This window comes from Kitasatospora sp. NPDC001119 (assembly GCF_053598475.1).
This window is the reverse complement of the sequence record NZ_JBSFKI010000001.1, coordinates 490,510-511,883: the sequence shown is the minus strand read 5'-3', so window position 1 is coordinate 511,883 and position 21,374 is coordinate 490,510. Positions and strand designations below refer to the sequence as shown.

At 75.2% G+C, this 21,374-nt stretch carries 17 protein-coding genes and 2 pseudogenes; 11 read left to right on the top strand and 8 right to left on the bottom strand.

What is annotated here, in order from left to right; all coding sequences use genetic code 11:
• Nucleotides 1-445 (top strand): annotated as a pseudogene (locus ACWDD9_RS02300) (IS982 family transposase); the annotation flags it as partial.
• Nucleotides 446-464: 19 nt separating this feature from the next.
• On the opposite strand, the gene ACWDD9_RS02295 reads toward ACWDD9_RS02300, so the two are convergent.
• Nucleotides 465-911: a protein-tyrosine phosphatase family protein gene (locus tag ACWDD9_RS02295; RefSeq protein WP_449810595.1), complete on the bottom strand. Its 447-nt coding sequence runs from the start codon at nucleotides 909-911 to the stop codon at nucleotides 465-467.
• Nucleotides 912-942: 31 nt separating this feature from the next.
• Complete coding sequence (locus ACWDD9_RS02290; protein ID WP_449810594.1) at nucleotides 943-2,385, bottom strand: LuxR C-terminal-related transcriptional regulator; 1,443 nt, start codon at nucleotides 2,383-2,385, stop codon at nucleotides 943-945.
• A gap of 149 nt (nucleotides 2,386-2,534) precedes the next feature.
• Here ACWDD9_RS02290 and ACWDD9_RS02285 point away from each other — a divergent pair, with 149 nt between their 5' ends.
• The 3 genes from ACWDD9_RS02285 (at nucleotide 2,535) to ACWDD9_RS02275 (ending at nucleotide 5,419) form a co-directional block, all read left to right on the top strand.
• Entirely contained in the window at nucleotides 2,535-3,461 is a 927-nt protein-coding gene (locus ACWDD9_RS02285) for an NADP-dependent oxidoreductase (protein WP_449810593.1), read from the top strand.
• Nucleotides 3,462-3,692: 231 nt separating this feature from the next.
• A complete protein-coding gene (locus ACWDD9_RS02280; protein ID WP_049651042.1) occupies nucleotides 3,693-4,424 on the top strand; it encodes an MIP family channel protein in 732 nt (243 codons plus the stop codon).
• Between the two features lie 206 nt (nucleotides 4,425-4,630).
• Nucleotides 4,631-5,419: an SDR family NAD(P)-dependent oxidoreductase gene (locus ACWDD9_RS02275; RefSeq protein ID WP_049651041.1), complete on the top strand. Its 789-nt coding sequence runs from the start codon at nucleotides 4,631-4,633 to the stop codon at nucleotides 5,417-5,419.
• 96 nt (nucleotides 5,420-5,515) lie between these two features.
• Here the strand turns inward: ACWDD9_RS02275 and ACWDD9_RS02270 are convergent, their stop codons facing one another.
• Nucleotides 5,516-6,445 (bottom strand): NAD(P)-dependent oxidoreductase, encoded by a 930-nt coding sequence (locus tag ACWDD9_RS02270; protein WP_449810592.1) that lies wholly within the window; start codon nucleotides 6,443-6,445, stop codon nucleotides 5,516-5,518.
• Nucleotides 6,446-6,575: 130 nt separating this feature from the next.
• Between ACWDD9_RS02270 and ACWDD9_RS02265 the strand changes: the two genes are divergently transcribed.
• The gene (locus ACWDD9_RS02265; RefSeq protein WP_449810591.1) at nucleotides 6,576-7,157 is read left to right on the top strand and encodes a MerR family transcriptional regulator; all 582 of its coding nucleotides are present in this window, start codon (nucleotides 6,576-6,578) and stop codon (nucleotides 7,155-7,157) included.
• Nucleotides 7,158-7,161: 4 nt separating this feature from the next.
• On the top strand, nucleotides 7,162-7,935 hold the full coding sequence (locus ACWDD9_RS02260) for a GNAT family N-acetyltransferase (RefSeq protein WP_049651039.1): 774 nt from the start codon (nucleotides 7,162-7,164) through the stop codon (nucleotides 7,933-7,935).
• Between the two features lie 448 nt (nucleotides 7,936-8,383).
• Here the strand turns inward: ACWDD9_RS02260 and ACWDD9_RS02255 are convergent, their stop codons facing one another.
• From ACWDD9_RS02255 to ACWDD9_RS02240, 4 genes are all read right to left on the bottom strand, one after another.
• Nucleotides 8,384-9,520, bottom strand: coding sequence for a PP2C family protein-serine/threonine phosphatase (locus ACWDD9_RS02255; protein ID WP_449810605.1), 1,137 nt, complete (start codon nucleotides 9,518-9,520; stop codon nucleotides 8,384-8,386).
• Nucleotides 9,521-9,752: 232 nt separating this feature from the next.
• Nucleotides 9,753-10,175 (bottom strand): MarR family winged helix-turn-helix transcriptional regulator, encoded by a 423-nt coding sequence (locus tag ACWDD9_RS02250; protein ID WP_049651037.1) that lies wholly within the window; start codon nucleotides 10,173-10,175, stop codon nucleotides 9,753-9,755.
• Between the two features lie 30 nt (nucleotides 10,176-10,205).
• Nucleotides 10,206-11,426 carry a M48 family metallopeptidase gene (locus tag ACWDD9_RS02245; protein ID WP_449810590.1) on the bottom strand — a complete coding sequence of 407 codons (1,221 nt, stop codon included), beginning with the start codon at nucleotides 11,424-11,426 and terminating at the stop codon, nucleotides 10,206-10,208.
• A gap of 166 nt (nucleotides 11,427-11,592) precedes the next feature.
• Nucleotides 11,593-12,381, bottom strand: coding sequence for a universal stress protein (locus ACWDD9_RS02240; RefSeq protein WP_375874457.1), 789 nt, complete (start codon nucleotides 12,379-12,381; stop codon nucleotides 11,593-11,595).
• A 359-nt stretch (nucleotides 12,382-12,740) separates the two neighbouring features.
• Here ACWDD9_RS02240 and ACWDD9_RS02235 point away from each other — a divergent pair, with 359 nt between their 5' ends.
• Nucleotides 12,741-13,988 (top strand): CapA family protein, encoded by a 1,248-nt coding sequence (locus tag ACWDD9_RS02235; protein WP_387966618.1) that lies wholly within the window; start codon nucleotides 12,741-12,743, stop codon nucleotides 13,986-13,988.
• A 157-nt stretch (nucleotides 13,989-14,145) separates the two neighbouring features.
• Here ACWDD9_RS02235 and pepN read toward each other — a convergent pair whose 3' ends face one another.
• Complete coding sequence (gene pepN / locus ACWDD9_RS02230) at nucleotides 14,146-16,635, bottom strand: aminopeptidase N (protein WP_449810589.1); 2,490 nt, start codon at nucleotides 16,633-16,635, stop codon at nucleotides 14,146-14,148.
• Between the two features lie 262 nt (nucleotides 16,636-16,897).
• On the opposite strand from pepN, the gene ACWDD9_RS02225 reads away from it, so the two are divergent.
• The 4 genes and pseudogenes from ACWDD9_RS02225 to ACWDD9_RS02210 form a co-directional block, all read left to right on the top strand.
• Complete coding sequence (locus ACWDD9_RS02225) at nucleotides 16,898-17,713, top strand: 2,3-dihydro-2,3-dihydroxybenzoate dehydrogenase (RefSeq protein WP_049659886.1); 816 nt, start codon at nucleotides 16,898-16,900, stop codon at nucleotides 17,711-17,713.
• Between the two features lie 96 nt (nucleotides 17,714-17,809).
• Nucleotides 17,810-19,021, top strand: a complete 1,212-nt coding sequence (dhbC, locus tag ACWDD9_RS02220; RefSeq protein WP_449810604.1) for an isochorismate synthase DhbC — start codon at nucleotides 17,810-17,812, stop codon at nucleotides 19,019-19,021.
• On the top strand, nucleotides 19,018-20,697 hold the full coding sequence (locus tag ACWDD9_RS02215; protein ID WP_449810588.1) for a (2,3-dihydroxybenzoyl)adenylate synthase: 1,680 nt from the start codon (nucleotides 19,018-19,020) through the stop codon (nucleotides 20,695-20,697). Before dhbC ends, ACWDD9_RS02215 begins: the two co-directional genes overlap by 4 nt.
• Nucleotides 20,698-20,748: 51 nt before the next feature.
• Nucleotides 20,749-21,366 (top strand): annotated as a pseudogene (locus tag ACWDD9_RS02210) (isochorismatase family protein); the annotation flags it as partial.
• Nucleotides 21,367-21,374 lie beyond the last annotated feature (8 nt).

Here is a 21,374-nt window from a genome sequence, read left to right as displayed (position 1 = left end):
GCTCTACCTGTTGACCACGGCCGAGGGCATGCCGGTCAGCTGGTGCCTGGCCAACCCGAAACTCGGCGAGCGCGAGGTCATGGAGGCCATGCTCGACCGTGACCGGCACCTCGTGCGCCAAGGGCAGGTGATCCTCGGCGACAAGGGCTTCGCCGGAGCCGCGTTCGAGGCCTTCGTCACCGACGGGCTCGGCGCGCACCTGGTCCGGCCCGACCGCAAGGGCGAGCCTGCCCGATTCGGCAGGCTCGCCCGCGTCCGCCAATGGATCGAGGCGGTCATCGACACTCTCAAGGGCCAGCTCAGCCTCGAACAGCACGGCGCACGAACCGAGGCCGGCGTCTTCGCCCGCACCGGTCAGCGCCTACTCGCCCTCGCCGCCGCGATCTGGCACAACTGGAACACCGGCGCCGCGATCAAGCGCTCACTCATCGCCTATGACCACTGAGGACATCGGACTCATTCATCTAGGCCAGCCGCTCCACGAACTTGCGCTGCCACGGTGTTTCGACGGCGTGCCGGCTGTAGTGCTCCCGCACGTACGCCACCGCTTCGGCGGCCGGGACGCCGTCCAGGACGGCGATGCAGGCGAGTGCGGTGCCTGTGCGGCCCCGGCCGCCGGCGCAGGCGAGTTCGACGCGTTGGGTGGCGGAGCGTTCCCAGGCTTCGCGGAAGGCGTCGGTGGCGTCCGTGCGGTCGGTGGGGAGGCGGAAGTCGGGCCAGCGTACCCAGCGGCTGGGCCAGTCGACGTGCGGCGGGCGGCCCAACAGGTAGAGGCCGAAGTCGGGTCGGGGGCCGGGCGGCAGGGGCTTGCTGAGGCCGCGGCCGCGCAGGAGGCGGCCGGAGGGCAGGCGCAGGAGCCCGGGGGTGGTCGGGTCCCAGGTGGTCGGGTCCGGGGTGGTGGGGTCGGTCATGTCGGCTATTCCTCAGGTGGGGGAGGGGTGTTCAGGATGCCGCGTGCAGTCCGACCGGGCCGCGGGGCAGTCCGGCGCGGTGGGCCAGGGCGGCGGCTTCGCCGCGGGAGGAGACGTCGAGTTTGGCGAGGATGTTGGCGACGTGGAACTTCACCGTCGACTCGCTGATGTGGAGCGCCGCCGCGATGTCCCGGTTGCGGCGGCCCCGCGCGAGCTGGTCGAGGACCTCGAGTTCGCGCGGTTGGAGGCCGTCGAGGGGGTCGGTGGCGAGGGCGGGTTCGGGCAGGGCGAGCGGGAGGTCGACGGTCACGGTGGTGCCCCAGCCGGGGACGGCTTCGACGCCGTGGCGTCCGCCGAGGGCGGTGATGCGGTCGGCGGTGCGGTGGACGGTGAGGGCGTCGGCGGTGAGCAGGCCGAGGCCGTCGCCGCGTACGACGGCGCGCAGTTGGCCGTCGGCGGTGAGCTGCCAGCTGACGTGCAGCCGGGTCGGCTTCTCCTGTTCCAGCATCAGCAGGACGGCCACCCGGACGGCGTCGCGGGCGGTGTGGGCGGCGTCCGCAGGGACGGAGCGGTCGGCTTCCGGCGGGGGTGCGACGTCGAGGTGGACCCGGGTGTGCCGCAGCAGCGGGCGCAGTTCGCGGACGAGTCGGGCGAAGGCGGCGTCGGCGGGTTCCTCGCTGAGGGCGCGGTCGAGTTCGGCGCCCTGGCGCAGGTCGAGCAGGGCGGTGACGGCCAGTTCGGTGGCGTTGCGGCGGGCGGTGGCGTCGTCCAGGCCGGTCGAGCGCAGCGGGGCCAGGATCGCGGTGAGCGCGGCGCTGTGGGTGCCGGTGAACTCGGCGATGGCGCGGGCGCGGGCGTTGGCGGAGGCGCGGGAGGCGGCGGTCTGGGTGGGGGCGGCGTCGGTGGCGCGGTGGTCGGAGTGGGCGATGACCAGGTCCCACAGCTGTTGCAGGACGGCGAGTGCCCCGGGGGCGACCGGTTCGGTGCCCGCCCGGACGAGGACGAGGACGGCGCCGCTGTCGTTGCCCGGCGTGGTCGTGACGACGACGACCGGCCGGGACTGTCCGGCGAGTTCGGACTCGCCCTGCCAGGGACGGCCGGCGGAGGTGGTCGCGGCCGCCTGTTCGGCCAGCCGGGACAGGTCCAGCGTGCTGATGGCGGCGGTGAGTTCGGGCGGGCCGTAGCTGTGGGAGGGGTTGAACGTGCAGACGCCGCTGAGCTGCGCGAGCGCCGTGTGCGGGACGAGGGTGCCGAGCACGTCGGACAGGCGCAGCAGGAGGTCCGGCCGGGGCGCGCGCAGCACCTCGACGGCCCGTGCGAGCGCGTCCTCGGGGCGGCCCCAGCGGTCGCGCCAGGTCCCGTCCGCGCCCGTCCCGTCCGCGCGCGGATCGCCCGTGCCCGCCCCGTCCGTGCGCGTGCGCGTGCCCGTCCCGCCCGTGCCCGTGGCGGTTCCGGGCGGCTCAGTGGTGTCCATGCGGTCCAGCCTAGTTCGGGCGCCGCCGGGCCCGCCTGGCCGTTCGGACAGGTCGAACCGTCCGAAGGACTGGCTGGGCCGCCGTTGCCCCGGTCGCAGGATGGAAGACGTCGGAGGCAACAACTCCCCTGGAACCGAAGGACCTTCCCATGACCAAGGCGATCGCCTTCCCCGAGTTCGGCGGCGCGGACGTGCTGCGCCCGATCGACATCGAACTGCCCGTCCCGGGCCCCGGCCAGGTGCGGGTCGCGGTCCGCGCGGTGGGCGTCAACCCGCTGGACCACAAGCTGCGCACCGGCGAGCTGGCCGGGTTCTTCCCGGTCTCCTTCCCCTACGTTCCGGGCTTCGAGGTGTCCGGCGTGGTGGAGGCCGTCGGCGCCGAGGTGCGCGGCTTCGCCCCCGGCGACGAGGTGTTCGGCGCCCTGATGGGCGGCGGCTACGCGGAGCGGGCGCTGGTGGACGCGGCGATGCTGGCCCACAAGCCCGCCACCCTGGGCTGGGCGGAGGCCGCCGCGATCCCGACGGCGGCCGAGACGTCCGAGCGCGCCCTCGCCGTCCTGGGCGTGCGGCCCGGCGAGACCCTGCTGGTGCACGGTGCGGCCGGCGGGGTGGGCACCGTGCTGCTCCAGTTCGCCCGGGCCCGTGGGATCACCGTGGTCGGCACCGCGAGCGAGTCGAACCACGACCACCTGCGCGAGCTCGGCGCGATCCCGGTGACGTACGGCGAGGGCCTGGCCGAGCGGGTGCGGGCCGCCGCCCCGGGCGGGGTGGACCGGGTGCTGGACGCGGCCGGGCGCGGGGTGCTGCCGCTGTCGATCGAGCTGGTGGGCGGCGCGGACCGGGTGCTGACGATCGCCGACATCCAGGGCGCGCAGGAGCACGGCGTCCGGTTCACCGGTGGCGCCGAGGGCGTCGAGCCCTACTACACGAGTGCCTACGCGGCCGCGCTGGCCCTGCACGAGGCGGGCACCCTGCGGCTGCCGCTGCACCGGGTGTTCCCGCTGGCGGAGGCGGCCGAGGCGCAGCGGGTCAGTGAGGGCGGGCACCTGCGCGGCAAGATCGTGCTGACGGTCTGACAGGCACACGGCGCCCGCCCTGTCCCTGTCTGCCCGTTTTGCTTCCGTTTTGCATTGGCTGCGCCATTTCCGTACGGTTTCATCCGTTCGGAGTAATTCGGCAGGCGGACGCGCCGTAAACACGGCGCTACGCCGTCCGGCCGACATGCGGTCCCTCGAACGGTCGACCAGGGTTGGCCGGACGTGGGCGGCACCGGACCGCCTGCCCTGACGGTCAGGAGGACCAGGCGCATGGGTGGAACGGACAGGCGGGCGGTGATCGGCGAGTTCCTCGGGACCCTGCTGCTGGTGCTGCTGGCAGTGGGTGCGGCGGTGCTCGCGGGGGTGGCGATCGGTCCGGTGGGCATCGCGTTCGCGTTCGGCTTCGTGCTGCTGGCGCTCGCGTACGCGCTCGGCCCGATCTCCGGCTGCCACGTCAACCCGGCGGTGACGCTCGGCTTCCTGCTGGCCCGCCGGATCGACGGGCGCACGGCGGTGTCGTACTGGGTGGCGCAGCTGCTCGGCGGCATCGCGGGTGCGGGGCTCGTCCTGCTGCTGGCGAAGCAGATACCGGGGCTGGAGACCCACGGCAAGCTCGGCACCAACGGCTGGGGCGAGCGCTCCCAGATGCACATCAACGCCGGCGGCGCGTTCCTGACCGAGGTCATCCTCACCTTCCTGCTGGTGTACGTCGTCCTGGCGGTCACCCACCGGCTCGCCGCGGTCGGCTTCGACGGGCTGCCGATCGGCCTCGCGCTGGTGGTCGTCCACCTGGTCGGCATCCCGCTCACCGGCACCTCGGTCAACCCGGCGCGCAGCCTCGGCCCGGCGCTGTTCGCGGGCGGCGACGCGCTGTCGCAGCTGTGGCTGTTCCTGCTCGCCCCGCTGGTCGGCGGCGCGCTGGCGGCGGGCGTGCACCTGCTGACCCACCCGCAGCCCAACCTTCCGGTGGCGGAGGCCCTGGCGACGGACGCGCGGGTGTAGTACCCGCCGTCGAGCCGGCGCGGCGGCCGGGACCGTACCGACGGTCCCGGCCGCCGCTGTCGTCGGTGGCCTTCTGCCGGCTCCTGCTTCTCTCCGCTCCGCCCCCCGGTCCCGCTCCGGGCCGCTTTTGAGCCGCCGACCGGCCGGATCCGGCGAACCGGCCGAAGGCGCCCGACGCGTGGCCGCCCGCTGGGTAGAGTCGCGCCATGGTGACTGAGAACGCGGGGAGCCCCGCGGGCGGGCGGCTGGCCGGCCGCTCCTGTGCGGTGACGGGTGCGGCCAGCGGTATCGGACGGGCCGTCGCCGAACGCTTCGTCCGGGAGGGCGCGTCGGTGGTCGCCTTCGACGTGGACGAGGCCGGGCTGGACCGGCTGGCCGAGCGGTTCCCGGACGCCGTCAGCACGGTGGTCGGCGACGTGGCCCGGGACGAGGACGCGCGCCGGCTGGTGGCCGCCGCCGTCGAGCGGCACGGGCGGTTGGACGTGCTGGTGGCCAACGCCGGGATCATCCCGCTGATGGAGATCACCGAGGCCACCGCCGAGGACTGGGACCACGTGATGGCGGTGGACGGCCGCGGCATGTTCCTCACCTGCAAGTACGCGATCGAGGCGATGACCGCGCAGGACCGGCCCGGCGGCTCGATCGTCTGCCTCTCCTCCATCTCCGGCGAGGCCGGCCAGCGCGGCCAGGCGGTGTACGGGCCCGCCAAGTTCGTCGCCTCCGGCCTGACCAAGCACCTCGCCGTCGAATGGGCCGACCGCGGCATCCGGGTCAACGCCGTCGCCCCCGGCACCATCACCACCGAGCGGGTCGCCCGGCTGTACGACGAGCCCGGCGGCACCGAGTACCTCGGGGCGATCGAGAAGCTGCACCCGATGGGGCGGCTCGGCGACCCGGCCGAGGTCGCGGCGGCCGTCCTCTTCCTCGCCTCCGACGACGCTTCCTTCGTCACCGGGGTCGTGCTGCCGGTGGACGGCGGGTACCTGGCGCAGTAGCGGGCCCGGTCGGCGGGGTGTCCGGCTGCCCGGTTCCCGGCTGCTCGGTTGTCCGGTTACCTGGCTGCCCGGCTGCCCGGCTGCCCGGCTGCCCGGCTATCCGGCGAGCAGGTCGACCAGGGCGGACACCCCGTCCGACCCGTGCCCGGCCCCGACCGCCCGCCGGGTGACGGCGAGCGCCGCGTCCAGGACGGAGGTGTCCAGGCCGCGCGCCCGGGCGGTGTGCGCGACGTGCGCCAGCCCGGCCTCGGCGGAGGCGAGGCTGCTGTGGTCGCCCGGATGCCGGCGGTCGTCCGCGCGCTGCGCGAGGCGGTCGATCAGCGGCGGCAGCAGGCGCGGCAACCCCTGGGCGTACGGCGCGAGTTCGGCGCCGCTGATGCCCTCGGCGCGGGCCAGCGCGAGGGCGTGCAGGAAGCCGTGCACGGTGGTCCAGAACAGGTCGAGCAGGGCCGCGTCGAAGGCCGCCGCCCGGCCCGGGTCCGCGCCCACGTGGCGTACGGTGCCCAGCGCCCGCAGCGTCGCCTCGTGGGCGGCGAAGGCCTCGGCGTCGCCGCTCAGCAGGACGGTGCCCTCCGGGTGGCCGATGGTCGGGGTGGGGGTGAGGACCGCGGCGTTCAGGAGGCGGTAGCCCCGGGCCTCGGCGTCGGCGGCGTTCGCCCGCGCGTCGCCCGGCGCGATCGAGGTGGCGTTGACGACGGTCCGGCCGCGCAGTGCCGCCCCGGCGGCCTCCAGTACGGCCCGGGCGGCCGGCTGGTCGCGGACGCAGAGCAGGACGAGCGGGGCGCCGGCCTCGGCGGGGCCCGTGGCTCCTTCGGTGGAGCCCGTCACCGCCTCGGCGGGGCTCGCGGCCGACCGCGCGCCGAGGGCGAGCGGTTCGGCGTCCCGGCCCGGCGTGCGGTTCCACACGGTGACCGGATGGCCGGCGGCCAGCAGTGCCCCGGCCAGCGCCCGGCCCATCGGGCCCAGGCCCAGCACGGCAACGGCGGTGCGGGCATGGGTGGTTGAGGAAGATCGTTCGTTCGGCATGGCGGTTACGCTAGACCTTCACGCCGACGGCAGAGTCAAGGCGGAGGGGCACGGCGGAACGTCACGGGGGCTTCGGTGGAGAGCCCCGGTGGCGACCCGCGGTGGACGGTCCGTCGAGGAGGTGTCCGCGATGCGGATCGGAGAGCTCGCCCGGCGCACCGGGGCCACCCCGCGCGCGCTGCGCTACTACGAGGAGCAGGGGCTGCTCGCGCCCGAGCGCCGTCCCAGCGGCTACCGCGAGTACGGAGAGCCGGACGTCGACACCGTCCGCGGGATCCGCACCCTGCTCGCGGCCGGCCTCAACAGCGCCGTGATCGCCGAGATCCTCCACGGCCTGCCGGGCCCGGGTCGGCGCCCTCCCGGCCCGACCTGCCCCGAACTGCTCGACGGTCTGGCCCGGGAACGCGCCCGGATCACCCGGCAGATGGACGAACTCGCCGAAGCGCGAAGCCTGTTGGACGCCATCATGGGTGCGGAGGTGCCGAGCGAGGCGATCCGGTCCGGCCGGCTCCGGGCGGCGGACCGCCGGTCGGCCGGGGAGCGTGAGCAGACCGGTGGCCGTCGCCTGCGGCAGGCCGGGGAGCGTGAGCAGGCCGGGGGCCGTCGCCCGCGGCAGGACGGGGAGCGCCGCCCGGAGCCGACCGGGGGGCGCCGCCCGCAGCCGGTGGCGCGGAAACTCGATGGTGCGCGCTCGCGGACCGTGCTGGAGTGAGCGGATGGATCATGACGACATGCTTGCCCTGTTCGACGACCGGATCCGGCGCAACACGCCGCCCGATCCCGGCTGCCGCGTCGAGCGCGACGGTGCGGTGGTCCGGCAGGTGGGCTCGGAGCACAGCTGGAACGGCGTGGTCTGGTCCGGGCTGGACGAGGCCGGCGCGGACGCGGCGATCGCCGCGCAGGTGCGCCACTTCGCCGGACTGGGGCTGGAGTTCGAGTGGAAGGCCTACTCCCACGACCGCCCCGCCGACCTCGGCGCCCGCCTGCTGGCGGCCGGTTTCACCCCGGAGCCGGACGAGGCGCTGATGCTCGCCCGGATCGCGGACCTGCCCGCCGAGGCCGCCCTGCCCGAGGGCGTCCGGCTGCTCCCGGTGACCGACCCGGCCGGGGTGGACCTGCTGATGGACGCCCACACACAGGCCTTCGGCGCCGAGAACCCCCGTCTGCGCGAGCGGCTGCTCGACCACCTGCGGCACGGCGTCGGGACGGTCAGCATGGTCGTCGCGATGGCCGGCGACCGCCCGGTCAGCGGCGCCAGGATGGAACTGATCCCGGGGACCGGGTTCGCCGGACTCTGGGGCGGCGGCACCGCACCCGACTGGCGCGGCCGGGGCATCTACCGCGCCCTCATCGCCCACCGCGCCCGCCTCGCGGCCGAGCTCGGCTACGAGTACCTCCAGGTCGACGCGAGCGACCAGAGCCGGCCGATCCTGCAGCGCCTCGGCTTCGCCTGGGTGAGCACGACGACCCCGTACGTCCGCCAGCCGTAGGGCCTGCCGGGGGCCGCGGGTACGGGTACGGGTACGGGTACGGGAGAATTCCTTCCCACCGTGTGGACGCGGCCGGTGTCCCCTGCCGATCGGCAGGGGGACGTGGGGGTGCCGCTGCTCAGGATGTGCCGTTCGGTACATGTGCGGGAGGGGTGGCCGGGGTCATCGTTGGGGCACCACGAGCGGGGCCGTCCGGGCCCCGGGAAGGAGCCCCGGCATGTTCGACCTCCGCCACCCGCGCGCCCTCGCCGCGACGACTGCCGTGCCCGCCCTCCTCGGCCTGGGCTTCGGCCTCGGCCTCGGGCTCGTACACGCCCGGAGGCGATCAGGCCGGGAGCCGTGCCCGAGGCACCGCGGCCGGCCCGACGAGGGTCGTGAGAAGGCAATCCGACAGGGCTGCCTGCCGTCGTTGCGAGGACGCTCGTCACGGGGCGCTCGTCGGCCGCCCTCACGGCAGCCGCTCGACCACGACCATGGCCGCGTCGTCGTCCAGTCGGCCGCCGACGTGGGCGAGCAGGTCGCGGCGCAGGTGCTGGAGCAGGGCGGCGGGGTGTTCGGCACGCCAGGCGGTGACGCGTTCGGTGAGCGGGTAGAAGCGCCGCTGGGCGTCGCGGGCCTCGATCACGCCGTCGGTGTAGATCAGCAGCCGGTCGCCGGGCCGGAACGGGAAGGTCTCCGTCTCGTACCGCGTCGGCGCGAGCTCGCCGAGGCCCAGCGGCGGGGAGGGTTGGCGGGCGGCGAGGGCGGTGATGCCGTCGGGGTGCAGCAGCAGCGGGGGAGGGTGGCCGCAGTCGATCAGGCGCACCGGGGAGCCGTCGTCGGGGATGTCGAGCAGCACGGCGGTGATGAACGACTCGCCGGAGTCGCCGCTCTCCTCCGGGGGGTCCTCGGGCGGGGGGAAGGGCAGTGCGGAGAGCGCCTGCCGCTCGCGCCGCTCCCACCGGTCCCGCCGGGACTGTTCGGCGAGCTGGGCGAGGTCCCAGCTGACGCTGCCGTCCAGGTAGGCGGCCAGGTCGGGCAGTTCGGCGTGCAGGTGGGCGGCGGCGCGGAAGGCGCCGAGCAGCAGGGCCGCGTCGCCGAGCGAGGAGAGGCCCTTGCCGCGCACGTCGCCGACCAGCAGCCGGGTGCCGGTGGCGGTGCGGGCGGCCGCGTACAGGTCGCCGCCGACCTGCGCCTCGGCCTCGGCGGCCAGGTAGACGGAGGCCAGGTGCAGTGGTCCGATCCGTTCCGGCAGCGGGCGCAGCAGCACCCGCTGGGCGGCCTCGGACACCGAGCGCACCCGGGCCAGTTCGCGCTCGTGCCGTTCGCGCAGCACCCGCAGGCCGACGATCAGTGCCGAGACGATCAGCTGCGCGCTGAGCTGGGTCTCGATGTTCGCGCTGGTCAGGCCGTCCCGGACGGCGCCGATGACGGTCAGCGCGGCGAACGCGAGCGCGGCGACCCCGGCGGTGGCCCGGGGGCCGGCGAAGGAGGCGGTGAGGGCGGGGGCGACGATCAGCAGCGGGCCGAGGTGGACGTCCGGCGGGGAGACGATGTCGACGACGGTGATCAGCACGATCAGCGCGAGCGTGAGCGCCGTCAGCACCCGGCGGTCGGGCCGCCAGGCGCGGCGGCGGTCGGGGGGATGCGGCGCGGGCGGCGGGTGCGGCGCATCGGGGCGCTGCCGGAGGGGCACTCCTCCTCTGTACACCGTGGGGGTGCCGGGGCGCACCCGGAGCGGCCGGGCTCACTCCCCGGCAGCGTTCGGTTCCTGATCCCCGCCGGCGCTCGGCTCACGCCTCCCGGCAGGGCTCCGCCCGCTCCCCTGCGGTGCCCGGTCAGCCCTCCTGGCCGTAGCGGGCCAGGTAGTCGGCGAAGCGGGCGACGTCCTCGTCGGACCAGTCGGTGAAGCGCGCGGTGAAGGAGAGCCGACGCTGCTCGTTGGCGTCCCGCAGCAGGGTGAGCCCCGCCTCGGTGGCGCGCAGGATCTGGCCGCGCTGGTCGTCCGGGTCGGTCTCGCGGGCCAGCAGGCCGAGCTTCTCCAGGGCGGTGACCTGGCGGCTGACGGTGGACTTGTCGAGCATGAAGTACGCGGCCACGTCGGCGGCCCGGCAGCCGCCGCGCTCGGTGATCAGGTCGAGGATGCTGTAGGTGACCAGCGAGAGGTCGGGGTGCAGCTGGGAGGCCTTGTGCCGGGCGCGGCGGGCGAAGGCGGTCAGCTCGCGCTGGATGGTCTCGATGGATGACTGGCGGCCGGGCACGGCGTTCCTATCTCCTCGATATTTGTTGCACTATACAACAGATGTGCCCGGGATCGCGCCCCGCTCCGGCGCCCGCCGTTCCGGTGCGGCCTGCCAGGCGCGGGCGGCGGCGATCCGGCTGGTCGCACTCGGGTGAGTGGCGAACAGTAGCTCAAGCACCCTCGGCGGGTCGACATCGGAGACGTTCGCCACGGCCAGTCTGCGCTGCATCGCCACGAACTGCTCGACGTCCCCGGTCAGTTCGAGCGCGTGCCGGTCCGCCCTGGCCTCGATCCGACGGCTCACCGCACACTGCGCCGGCCCCGACAGCGCGCCCAGCAGCGCCGCCAGTGCCGCCAGCAGCGGCAGCGCCCGGGGGTCCGCCGCGTCCGTCGCCCCGGCGGCGTCCAGCAGCGGCCGCCAGGTGGCGAGCAGGCCGAGGACGGCCACCGCGACGGCCGCACCGACCGCGCCCAGCGCGGTACCCACCGGCACGTCCCGGTGCTTGACGTGGCCCAGCTCGTGCGCGACCACCAGTTCCACCTCGCGCGGCTCGGCGGTGGTCAGCAGGGTGTCGTACGCGACGATCCGGCGGGTCGCCCCGAACCCGGAGACGTACGCGTTGAGCGCGGTGGTGCGGCGGGAGGCGTCCGCGACCAGGACGTCCCGCACCCGGACGCCGTCCCGCTCGGCCAGTGCCAGCAGCGCGGTGCGCAGCTCCCCCGGGGGCATCGGGGAGAAGCGGTTGAACACCGGCTCGATCAGCAGCGGATGGAGGAAGGAGAGCGCCACGGTCAGCAGCGCCGCCGCGCCCGCCCCCGGCAGCCACCAGCGCTGCGGCGACCAGGCGGTCAGCGCGAACAGCCCGAGCGCGAGCGGGAGGACGAGGACGAGGGTGAGCGCGAGGCCGCGTACGGCGTCCAACGCCCACCCGGCCCAGCCCTGGGTCACCAGCCCGTACCGGGCCCGGACGGTCCGCGCCCCGGCGCCGAACGGCAGCTGCAGCGCCTGGCCGAGCAGCACCAGGGCTGCCGCTCCGGCCAGCACCCCGGCCGTCCGTGAGCCGCCGAACCAGCCGCCGACGGCGGTCACCACGGCGGCGCCGACCGGGGTGAGGCCGAGCAGCAGGGTGAGCGCCAGGCCCGCCAGCCGCCCGCCCAGCGCCCACGGCAGCTGGGCGCGGCGCAGTGCCCGGCCCCGGGCGCGCTCGTCGGGGGTGAAGTCCGGGGCGGCCTCCGGGGTGGGGGCCTCGGAGGCTGGCGTGGTGTCCATGGCGGGGAGCGGCTCTTCCGGTCGGGGCGGGGCGGGGATGATCGGGTCGGGGAGGGACGGGGGTACGGCGGTTCAGCAGTTCAGTGGTTCAGCGGTGATTCAGCATGGCGTACCCGGCCGCTCGCCGCTCACGCCACGGCCCGGTTCCCACCCCCGGCCGGGTCGTTCACTCCTCCGTGGTCCCTGTGGCGCCGTGGACGCCGGCGCGCAGCAGCTGGTGGCCGAGGTCCACCAGGGCGCGGCCGACCGCCAACTCGTCGCCGACCGCCGGGGCCGGGGCGTCGCGCGGGTTGCGGCGGGAGCGGGTGTCGCTGTGCAGCACGTTGCCGTCGGCGTCCAGCACGGCGTGCACCCGGGTGGTGTCCTCGTCCTCGACCACGTGCAGGCTGAGCTGCCAGTCCTTGGTGCGCACGGCCCCGGGCGCCGGCTGTTCGACCCCGAGGGCGGTAGCCGCGGGGGAGGCCGCCGCGTCGGCGCGGACGATCACCACCGGGCAGACCCCGTGCACCGCGCACCGGGTGGACACCGAGCCGAGCAGGGTCCGGGCGAAGGTGCCCCGGCCGCGACTGCCCAGCACCAGCAGGTCGGCCCCCTCGGCGGCCTCCAGCAGCACCTCGGCGGCGTGGCCCAGCACCAGGCTCTCCCGGACGTCCACCGGGCGGTCCGGGCCGAGGACCTCGTTGACCTCGGCGCTCAGCGTCCGGCGGGCGATCCGTTCGAAGCCGTCGTCCACCATCGGCGCGAACCACCCGTACAGCGAGGGGTACTCCCAGGCCGCCACCGCGTGCACCGTCGCCCCGGTGAGCACGGCCTGGCCGACCGCCCAGCGCAGGGCCGCCTTCGACGGCGGGGAGCCGTCGATCCCGACCACGATCCGGCGCTCCCGGGCGGGGGAGGCGCGGCCGCCGCCCGCGGGGGAGACGTCACCTGCGGAGGAGAGCTGATTGCTGCCCATCACGTCACACCTCCGGGCCTTCGGTGCGGGACTCGCCCCCCTACGCGCGCGCTCCCCTGCACGGGCTCCCCTGCACGGGTTCCCCCCGCACGCGCTTCCCCCGTACTCGTCCCCTCCACACCACGCTGCGCGCCCCGCCCGCCTCCGCGCCAGGGACATGGTGGCCCGGTCGGGTGGGCGGTTGGGACGGGTCGGCCAGGCGGGCCGGGCGCGCCGTCCGGGGAGCGGCCGTCGGCGCCCGGTCGGGGCCGCCGCGCCGTGCCCTTTTGTGGCCGGAATGTTGCGGGCTCGGGTCCAAGCGGTGGTGATTCGGTGGCGTACGCTGATCGTTCTCGCATCATCCTCGGGGGGATCCACTCATGCGCCGTGCCGCGGCCGCCGTCGCGCTGTTCGCCGGACTGACCGCCGTCACCGCCTGCGGGCCGGACGACCCCGCCCCGGCCCCGGCCTCCGCCGCCCCCGTCCCGCCGGGCGAGTCCTCGGCGCCGGGCGGGACGCCCTCCGGCACGGCCCCGGGCAAGAGCGCCCCGCCCCGGCCCGACGGCACCATCACCGTCGCCTTCGCCGGGGACGTCCACTTCGAGGGCCGCACCGAGGCCCGGCTGGCGGTCAAGCCGCCCGAGCCTGCGCTCGGCCCGATCTCCCGCACCCTCGCCGACGCCGACCTGTCCGTCCTCAACCTGGAGACCGCGATCACCGGGCGCGGCGCCCCGGAGCCGAAGACGTACACCTTCCGCACCTCGCCCAAGGCGCTGTCGGTGCTCAAGGACTCGGGCGTCGACGTCGTCTCGATGGCCAACAACCACGCCGTGGACTTCGGCGCCGACGGCCTCACCGACACCCTCGCCGCCAAGGACTCCTCGCCGATCCCGGTGGTCGGCGTCGGGCGCAACGCCAAGGAGGCGTACGCCCCGTACGTCACCACCGTGCGCGGGGTGAAGGTCGCGGTGGTCGCCGCCAGCCAGGTCGAGGACCTCACCAACCAGAAGTGGCGGGCCGGCGCGAGCAAGCCGGGCATCGCCTCGGCGCTGGACGTCCCGGCGCTGGTCAAGGCGGTGGAGACGGCGAAGCAGCAGGCCCCGGTGGTGCTCGTCTACCTGCACTGGGGCGACGAGGGCAAGGCCTGCCCGACCGGTCCGCAGACCACCATCGCCAAGAAGCTCGCCACCGCCGGAGCCACCGCCGTGGTCGGCACCCACGCGCACACCATGGTCGGCTCGGGCATGCTCGGCGACACCTACATCGGGTACGGCTTCGGCAACTTCCTCTGGTACGGCACCTCGAACTACGCCAACTCCAACGAGACCGGCGTCACCACCCTCACCCTCACCGCCGACGGGAAGGTGACCGGGGAGGCCTTCACCCCGGCCACCATCGACGACAAGGGCATCCCGGAGCCGGTCACCGGCGCCACCGCCGAGGCCGCCCTCAAGCGCCGCGACGGCCTGCGCGGCTGCACCGGCCTCTCCCCGGCGCCCGCCGCCCCGGGCGCCCCCGGCACCCCCGCGACGGCCCCCACCGCCCCGACGGCCCCCGCCTCCACGGCTCCCGGGAAGTCCTCGACGGCTCCCGCGAAGGCTCCGACGACCCCGGCCGCGCCGCGCTAGGGTCCGGTCGCCCGGCCCGGCGCACGTCCTGCGGGAGCCCTGCCGGACGGGCCCTGCCGGACCAGGGCGCGGCGTCGCGGTGCGGCGGCACGGGACAGCACGAGACGGCGGCGCGACCACCCGGGCCACGCCGCCGCCTACCGCCCGCCGGGGGGTGCTACCGCTCGGCCCGCGCCCGTGCCCGGACGGCGCGGCGCAGGGTGTCCAGCTGGTCCACCAGTCCGCGCCGGGTCGCCGCGGTGAGCTCCGGGTCGGCCAGGCAGGCCTCGGCTGCCCGTACCGTCCGTTCGGTGGCGGCGAAGGCGGGGAAGCCCGTGGTGGCGAGCACCCGGGCCAGTGCGGGGCCGCGGCGGGCGGCGGCCGACCCCAGCTCCTCGAAGTAGCGGGCGGTCAGCCCGTCCAGCAGCTCGGCCTGCTCGGGCTGCCACAGGCCCCTGGCGGTGGCGGCGGCCAGGTAGTTGGAGAGCTCGCCGTGGAACAGCGCCTGCCAGGCTGCCTCCTTGGCCCCCGGGTCGGGCAGCGCGGCGCGGCAGCGCGCGGCGCCCTTCTCGCTGGTGTCGCTGGGGTCGGCGGCGAGTTCGGCGGCGATCTCCGGCTCGCCCGCCGCGCCGAGCACGCACAGCCGAAGCAGCAGCTGCCAGCGCAGGTCCGGGTCGAGCACCGGCCCGCCGGGCACGGTGCCGGCCGCCAGCCAGTCGCGCAGCTCGGCGGCCTGCGCCTCGCCGGCGGCGGTGCCGATCACGCCGCGCGCGGCCACCAGGCGCAGCCCGGTGCGGTCCGTTTCGTCCTCGGTGCGCCGCAGCAGGGTGCGGCAGACCTCGTTCAGGACGGCCAGTGCCGCCGGCCGACCGGTCGGCGGCACGGCGCAGTCCACCACGAAGTCGCGGGCGAAGGAGAGCACCGCGTCGACCAGGTGCACCGAGGTCTCGCCGGGCAGGTGGGCGGCGACCAGCTCCAGGTACTCGCCGGGCGCCAGCTCCCCGTCGCGCACCTGGTCCCGGGCGGCGCTCCAGAGCACGGCCCGGGCCAGCTCCTCGGGCACGGCGCCGAGTGAGGAGCGCACGGTCCGCCAGGAGCCGGGGTCGAGACGGATCTTGACGAAGCTGAGGTCGGTGTCGTTGAGCAGGGTCAGCTCGGCGTCGGTCTTCACCGCCGCGGTGCTGTCGGCCGCCAGGTCGAGCGGCACGCGGTCGGCCAGCTCCAGGGCGCCCTCGGCGGTGCGCCGGTAGTGGCCCACGGTCAGCTGGTGCGGGCGCGGCCCGCCGTCGGCCGAGGTGTGCTCGATCCGGCCGTCGGTCAGCCGCAGGGTGTCCACGCCGGTGGTGCGCAGCCAGCGGTCGGCCCAGCCGTGGACGTCGCGGCCGCTGGTCGCGGCCAGGGCCCGGAGCAGGTCGTCGAGGGTGGCGTTGCCGAAGGCGTGCTCGTCGAAGTAGTCGTTGACGCCGGCCAGGAAGGCCTCCTCGCCGAGCCAGGCGACCAGCTGGCGCAGCGCGGCGGCGCCCTTGGCGTAGGAGATGCCGTCGAAGTTCTGCAGCGCCTGGGCGGTGTCGTCCACCGTGCCGGGTGCCACCGGGTGGGTGGAGGGGCGCTGGTCGGCGTCGTAGCCCCAGGTCTTGCGGTTGGCGGCGAAGCCGGTCCAGGCGCTGGTGAAGCGGGTGGAGGAGGCGGTGACGCTGTAGGCCATGTACTCGGCGAAGGACTCGTTCAGCCACAGGTCGTCCCACCACTTCATGGTGACCAGGTCGCCGAACCACATGTGCGCCATCTCGTGCACCACCACCAGGGCGCGCTCCTCGCGCCTGGTGTCGTCCACGGCGGAGCGGAACACGAACTCGTCGCGCAGCGTGACGCAGCCCGGGTTCTCCATCGCGCCGGCGTTGAACTCCGGCACGAAGCACTGGTCGTAGCTGTCGAAGGGGTAGCGGTGCCGGAAGACCCGGTGGTAGTGGTCGAAGCCTTGCCGGGTGACCTCCAGCAGCTCGGGGGCGTCGGCGTCCAGGTGGGCGGCGAGCGAGCGGCGGCAGTGCAGGCCGAGCGGGATCCCGTCGTGCTCGGCGCGTACCGAGTGCAGCGGGCCGGCCACCACGGAGACCAGGTAGCTGCTGATCGCCGGGGTGGGCGCGAACTCCCAGCGCCCGGGCGTGACCTGGCGGCCCACGCCGTTGCCGACCACGGTCCACTGCCGCGGCGCGGTGACGGACACCGTGTACCGCGCCTTGAGGTCGGGCTGGTCGAAGGACGCGAACACCCGCGGGCCGTCGTCGAGGAAGGACTGGGTGTAGACGTAGTCCTCGCCGTCGGCCGGGTCGGTGAAGCGGTGCATGCCCTCGCCGGTGTGCGAGTAGGCCATGTCGGCCTCGACGGTGAGCTCGTTGTCGGCCGCCAGGCCGGTCAGCGGGAAGCGCCCGGCGCGCAGCGCGGCGACGTCCAGTTCGCGGCCGTTCAGCACCACCCGGCGGAGCGCGGCCGGCTTGACGTCCACGTAGGTCCCGGTGCCCGGGGTGGTGCAGCCGAAGCGGATCACCGTGGTGGAGCCGAAGACCTCCGGACCGCGGGTCAGGTCGAGGTCGAGGCGGACGGTGCGGACGTCGAGCAGGCGGTGGCGCTCGACGGCCTCGGCCCGGGTGAGTACTGAGGTATCAGACATACGGGTCATGCTGCTTCATCCACGGGTGGGCGGCACCCGCTTTTCGGCACCCGTTTTTCGGTGCCGGCTTTTCGGTGCCGGTCTTTTGGCACCCGCTCTTCGATGCCCGCTTCTCGGTGCCGGTTCTTCGGTGCCGGAAGGAGACCGGGGCCGCCGGATCGTCCGGGGCGGACGGCCTCCGTGCGTCCGGAGCGAGTTGACGGCGAAGCAGCGGGATTCGTACAGGCGCTCGGCACAGGCGAACAGCTGTGTTAGGTTAGGCTTGCCTAATCTTGCTGGTCGGAGGGGATGTCCTGTGCAGCAACAGTCCGAATTCGCCGGTGCCGTCGCGATGGTCACCGGGGCCGGGCAGGGCATCGGCGCGGCCGTGGTGCGGGCGCTGGTGGCCGAGGGAGCCGTCGTCGCGGCGGTGGACCGCGATCCCGGCGGGATCGACGCGCTGGCGGCCGAACTGCCGTCCGTGCGTCCCTACGCGCTGGACGTCTCGGACGCCCGGGCGGTCGACAGCACCGTGGAGTCGATCGAGAGCCGGCTCGGACCGATCGGCGTGCTGGTCAACGTCGCGGGAGTCCTGCGCACCGCCCCGGTCGTCGAACTCACCGACGGGGACTGGGCGGACACCTTCGCCGTCAACACCACCGGCGTCTTCCACACCAGCCGCGCCGTCGGCCGCCGGATGGCGGACCGCGGACGCGGGGCGGTCGTGACCGTCGGCTCCAACGCCGCCGGGGTGCCGCGCGCCGGGATGGCCGCCTACGCGGCGTCCAAGGCGGCGGCCACCATGTTCACCCGCTGCCTGGGGCTGGAACTCGCCCGGTCCGGGGTGCGGTGCAACGTGGTGTCGCCCGGCTCGACCGACACCGCGATGCAGCGCGCGCTGTGGGGCGAGGACGCCGAGGCGGCCGAACGCCGGGTGATCGAGGGCGACCTGGGCGCCTGGCGGGTCGGCATCCCGCTCGGGCGGATCGCCGCGCCCGCCGACATCGCGGAGGCCGTGGTGTTCCTGGCCTCCGACCGGGCGCGGCACATCACCATGCACGACCTGTACGTCGACGGCGGCGCGACCCTGCGCGCCTGAGCGGAACGCCGCCGGTCCTCCTCCCACCCCCCCGAAGAACCGTCCCAGACTGGAGAAACCGCCGTGACCACGGTGCACCACGCCCCCGCCGGGCCGATACCCGCCGGGCCCGACGCCCCGGCGACCGCCCTCGCCGAGGGCCAGGACCACGCCGTCATCGGCGCGGCCAGCGGACTGCTCGGCCAGTACCGGGCCGGCTCCGACGAGACGTTCTTCGCCTCGCCGACCCGCACCCTGCTCGGCTCCGGGGTGCACGCCCGGGTGCCGCAGGACGGGCGGCCGCTGCCGGTGCGGGTCGCCGAGACGCTGGCCGAGGCGGGCCGCTCCGGCGTCGAACGGCCGCTGGTGGTCGGCGCGGTGGCGTTCGACCGGGACAGCCGGGTCGAACTCGCCGTCCCCGCCCGGGTCCGCACCGCCGGGGCGCTGCGCGACGACCCGCTGATCGCCCTGCCCGCGCCGCCGGCCGAGCAGGCCGACTGGCGGATCGACCCGGTGCCCGCGCCCGAGGCGTACGGCGCGGGCGTCGCGGCCGCCGTCGAGCGGCTGCGCGGCGGGGAGTTGAGCAAGGTGGTGCTGGCCAGGACGCTGGAGCTGAGCGCCGCGCGGCCGCTCGACCTGCCCGCCATCCTGCAGCGGCTGGCCCGCCGCGACCCGGGCGGCTACACCTTCGCCGTCCCGTCCGGCGGCGGCCGCACCCTGGTCGGCGCCAGCCCCGAACTCCTGCTCTCCCGGCGGGGAACGGCCGTGCTGGCCAACCCGCTGGCCGGCTCCGTACCGCGCAGCGAGGACCTCGGCGAGGACGTCCGGCGCGCCGCCGCGCTGCTGGAGTCGCCCAAGGACCTGCACGAGCACGCCGTCGTGGTGGACGCCATCCGCGAGGCGCTGGCGCCGTACTGCCGCACCCTGGAGGTACCCGAACGGCCCACCCTGGTACGGACGGCCGCGATGTGGCACCTGGCCACCACGATCCGCGGCGAGCTGGCCGACCCGGCGGTCTCCGCCCTCGAACTGGCCTGCGCGCTGCACCCCACCCCGGCGGTCTGCGGCACGCCGACGGACGTCGCCCGCCGGGTGATCGGCGAGGTCGAGCCCTTCGACCGCGGCCTCTACACCGGCATGGTCGGCTGGGAGGACGCGACCGGCGACGGCGAGTGGGTGGTCACCATCCGCTGCGCCGAGGCGGAGGGGCGGACGCTGCGGGTGTACGCCGGCGCCGGCGTGGTCGAGCAGTCCCGGCCGGAGGCCGAACTCGCCGAGACCAGCGCCAAGTTCCGCACCTTCCTGGACGCCGCGGGGGTGGCCCGGTGACGCCGCTGGAGACGGCCCGGGCGGGCTTCACCCCGTACCCCGCCGAGTTCGCCGAGCGCTACCGGGCCGCCGGGTACTGGCGCGGCGAGACCTTCGGGCGGATGCTGCGCGAGCGCGCCGCCGAGCACGGCGGGCGCACCGCCGTCGTCGACCCGGGCGGCCACGGCGTGGCGGCGACCGAGCGGCGCTGGACGTACGCCGAACTCGACCGCCGGGCCGACCGGATGGCCGCCGGACTGCTCGCCCGAGGCATCCGGGCCGGGGACCGGGTGGTGGTCCAACTGCCCAACGCCGCCGAGTTCTTCGAGGTCGTGTTCGCGCTGTTCCGGATCGGCGCGCTGCCCGTCTTCGCGCTGCCCGCCCACCGGTACGCCGAGATCGGGTACTTCTGCTCCTTCACCGGGGCGGCGGCGTACGTGGTGCCCGCCGTCGAGGGAGGCTTCGACTACCGCGAACTCGCCAGCCGGGTACGGGCCGAGAACCCCGCGCTGCGGCTGGTGCTGGTGGCCGGCGAGGACCCGGGGGAGCACGTCCGGCTCGCGGACGTGCCCTGCGACGGGCCCGGCCCGGAGGCCTTCGGCGGGGAGCCCGGTCCCGAGGACGTCGCCTTCCTCCAGCTCTCCGGCGGCAGCACCGGTGTGCCGAAGCTGATCCCGCGCACCCACGACGACTACATCTACTCGCTGCGCGGCTCGGTCGAGCTGTGCGGCCAGGACCCGGACAGCGTGTACCTGTGCGCGCTGCCCGCCGCCCACAACTTCCCGCTCAGCTCGCCGGGTTCGCTCGGCACGCTGTACGCCGGTGGTCGGGTGGTGCTCTGCCCGCAGCCCGCCCCCGAGACGGCCTTCCCGCTGATCAAGCGCGAGGGCGTGACCATCACCGGGCTGGTGCCGCCGCTCGCGCTGCTCTGGCTGGACGCCGCCGAGCGCGGCGCCCGCGGCTACGAGAGCCTGGAGGTGCTGCTGGTCGGCGGCGCCAAGTTCAGCGAGGAGGCGGCCCGGAGGGTGCGCCCGGTACTGGGCTGCACGCTCCAGCAGGTGTTCGGGATGGCCGAGGGCCTGGTCAACTACACCCGGCTGGACGACCCGGAGGAGCTGGTCACCACCACCCAGGGCCGGCCGATCTCGCCCGACGACGAGGTCCGGGTCGTCGACGACCAGGACCGGGACCTGCCCGACGGCGCCACCGGACACCTGCTCACGCGCGGCCCGTACACCATCCGCGGCTACTGGAACGCGCCCGGGCACAACGCCGACTCCTTCACGGCGGACGGCTTCTACCGCACCGGGGACCTGGTCCGGCGCACCCCCACGGGCCACCTGGTGGTCGAGGGGCGGGCCAAGGACCAGATCAACCGGGGCGGGGAGAAGGTCGCCGCCGAGGAGATCGAGAACCACCTGCTCGCGCACCCCGCGGTGCACGACGCGGCGGTGGTGTCGATGCCCGACCCGTACCTGGGCGAGCGCACCTGCGCGTACGTGGTGCTGCGCGCCGAGAGTCGTGAACAGCCCCCGAAGAGCGTCGAGTTGAAGCGGTTCGTGCGACAGCGCGGGCTCGCCGAGTACAAGGTGCCGGACCGGGTCGAGTTCGTCGCCGCCTTCCCGGCCACCGGGATCGGGAAGGTCAGCAAGAAGGAGCTGCGGGCCGCGATCGCGGCCTCGCTGACCACCGGCTGACGCCTCCGTCCTTCGTCGCCACCTCGCCACATCTAGCTAAGGAACACCACCGTGGGCCTGCCCCGCATTCCCCGCTATCCCATGCCCGCCGCCGAGGAACTGCCCGCCAACCGGGTCTCCTGGACGGTCGACCCGGCGCGCGCCGTCCTGCTGGTGCACGACCTGCAGCACCACTTCCTGGACGCCTTCGACGCCGAGGCCGCGCCGGTGACCGAACTCCTCGGCAACGTCCAGGCGTTGGCGGAGGCCGCGCGTGCCGCCGACGTGCCCGTCGTGTACTCGGCGCAGCTCGGCGGACAGAGCCCGGCCGAGCGCGGGCTGCAGCAGGACTTCTGGGGCCCGGGCATCCCGGCCGACCCGCGGGCCACCGCGATCGTCGACGCCGTCGCCCCGGCGCCGGGCGACACCGTGCTGACCAAGTGGAAGTACAGCGCCTTCGTGCGCACCGAGTTGGAGCAGCTGCTGCGCGAGCAGGGGCGGGACCAGCTGGTGATCACCGGCGTGTACGCGCACATCGGGGTGCAGGCGACCGCCTGCGACGCCTGGATGCGGGACGTGCAGGCCTTCGTGGTGGCCGACGCGGTCGCCGACTTCGGCCCGGCGGAGCACCGCGGTGCGCTGGCCTGGGTGGCCGGGCGCTGCGGGATGGTCGCCACGGCGGAGACCGTGCTCGGGGC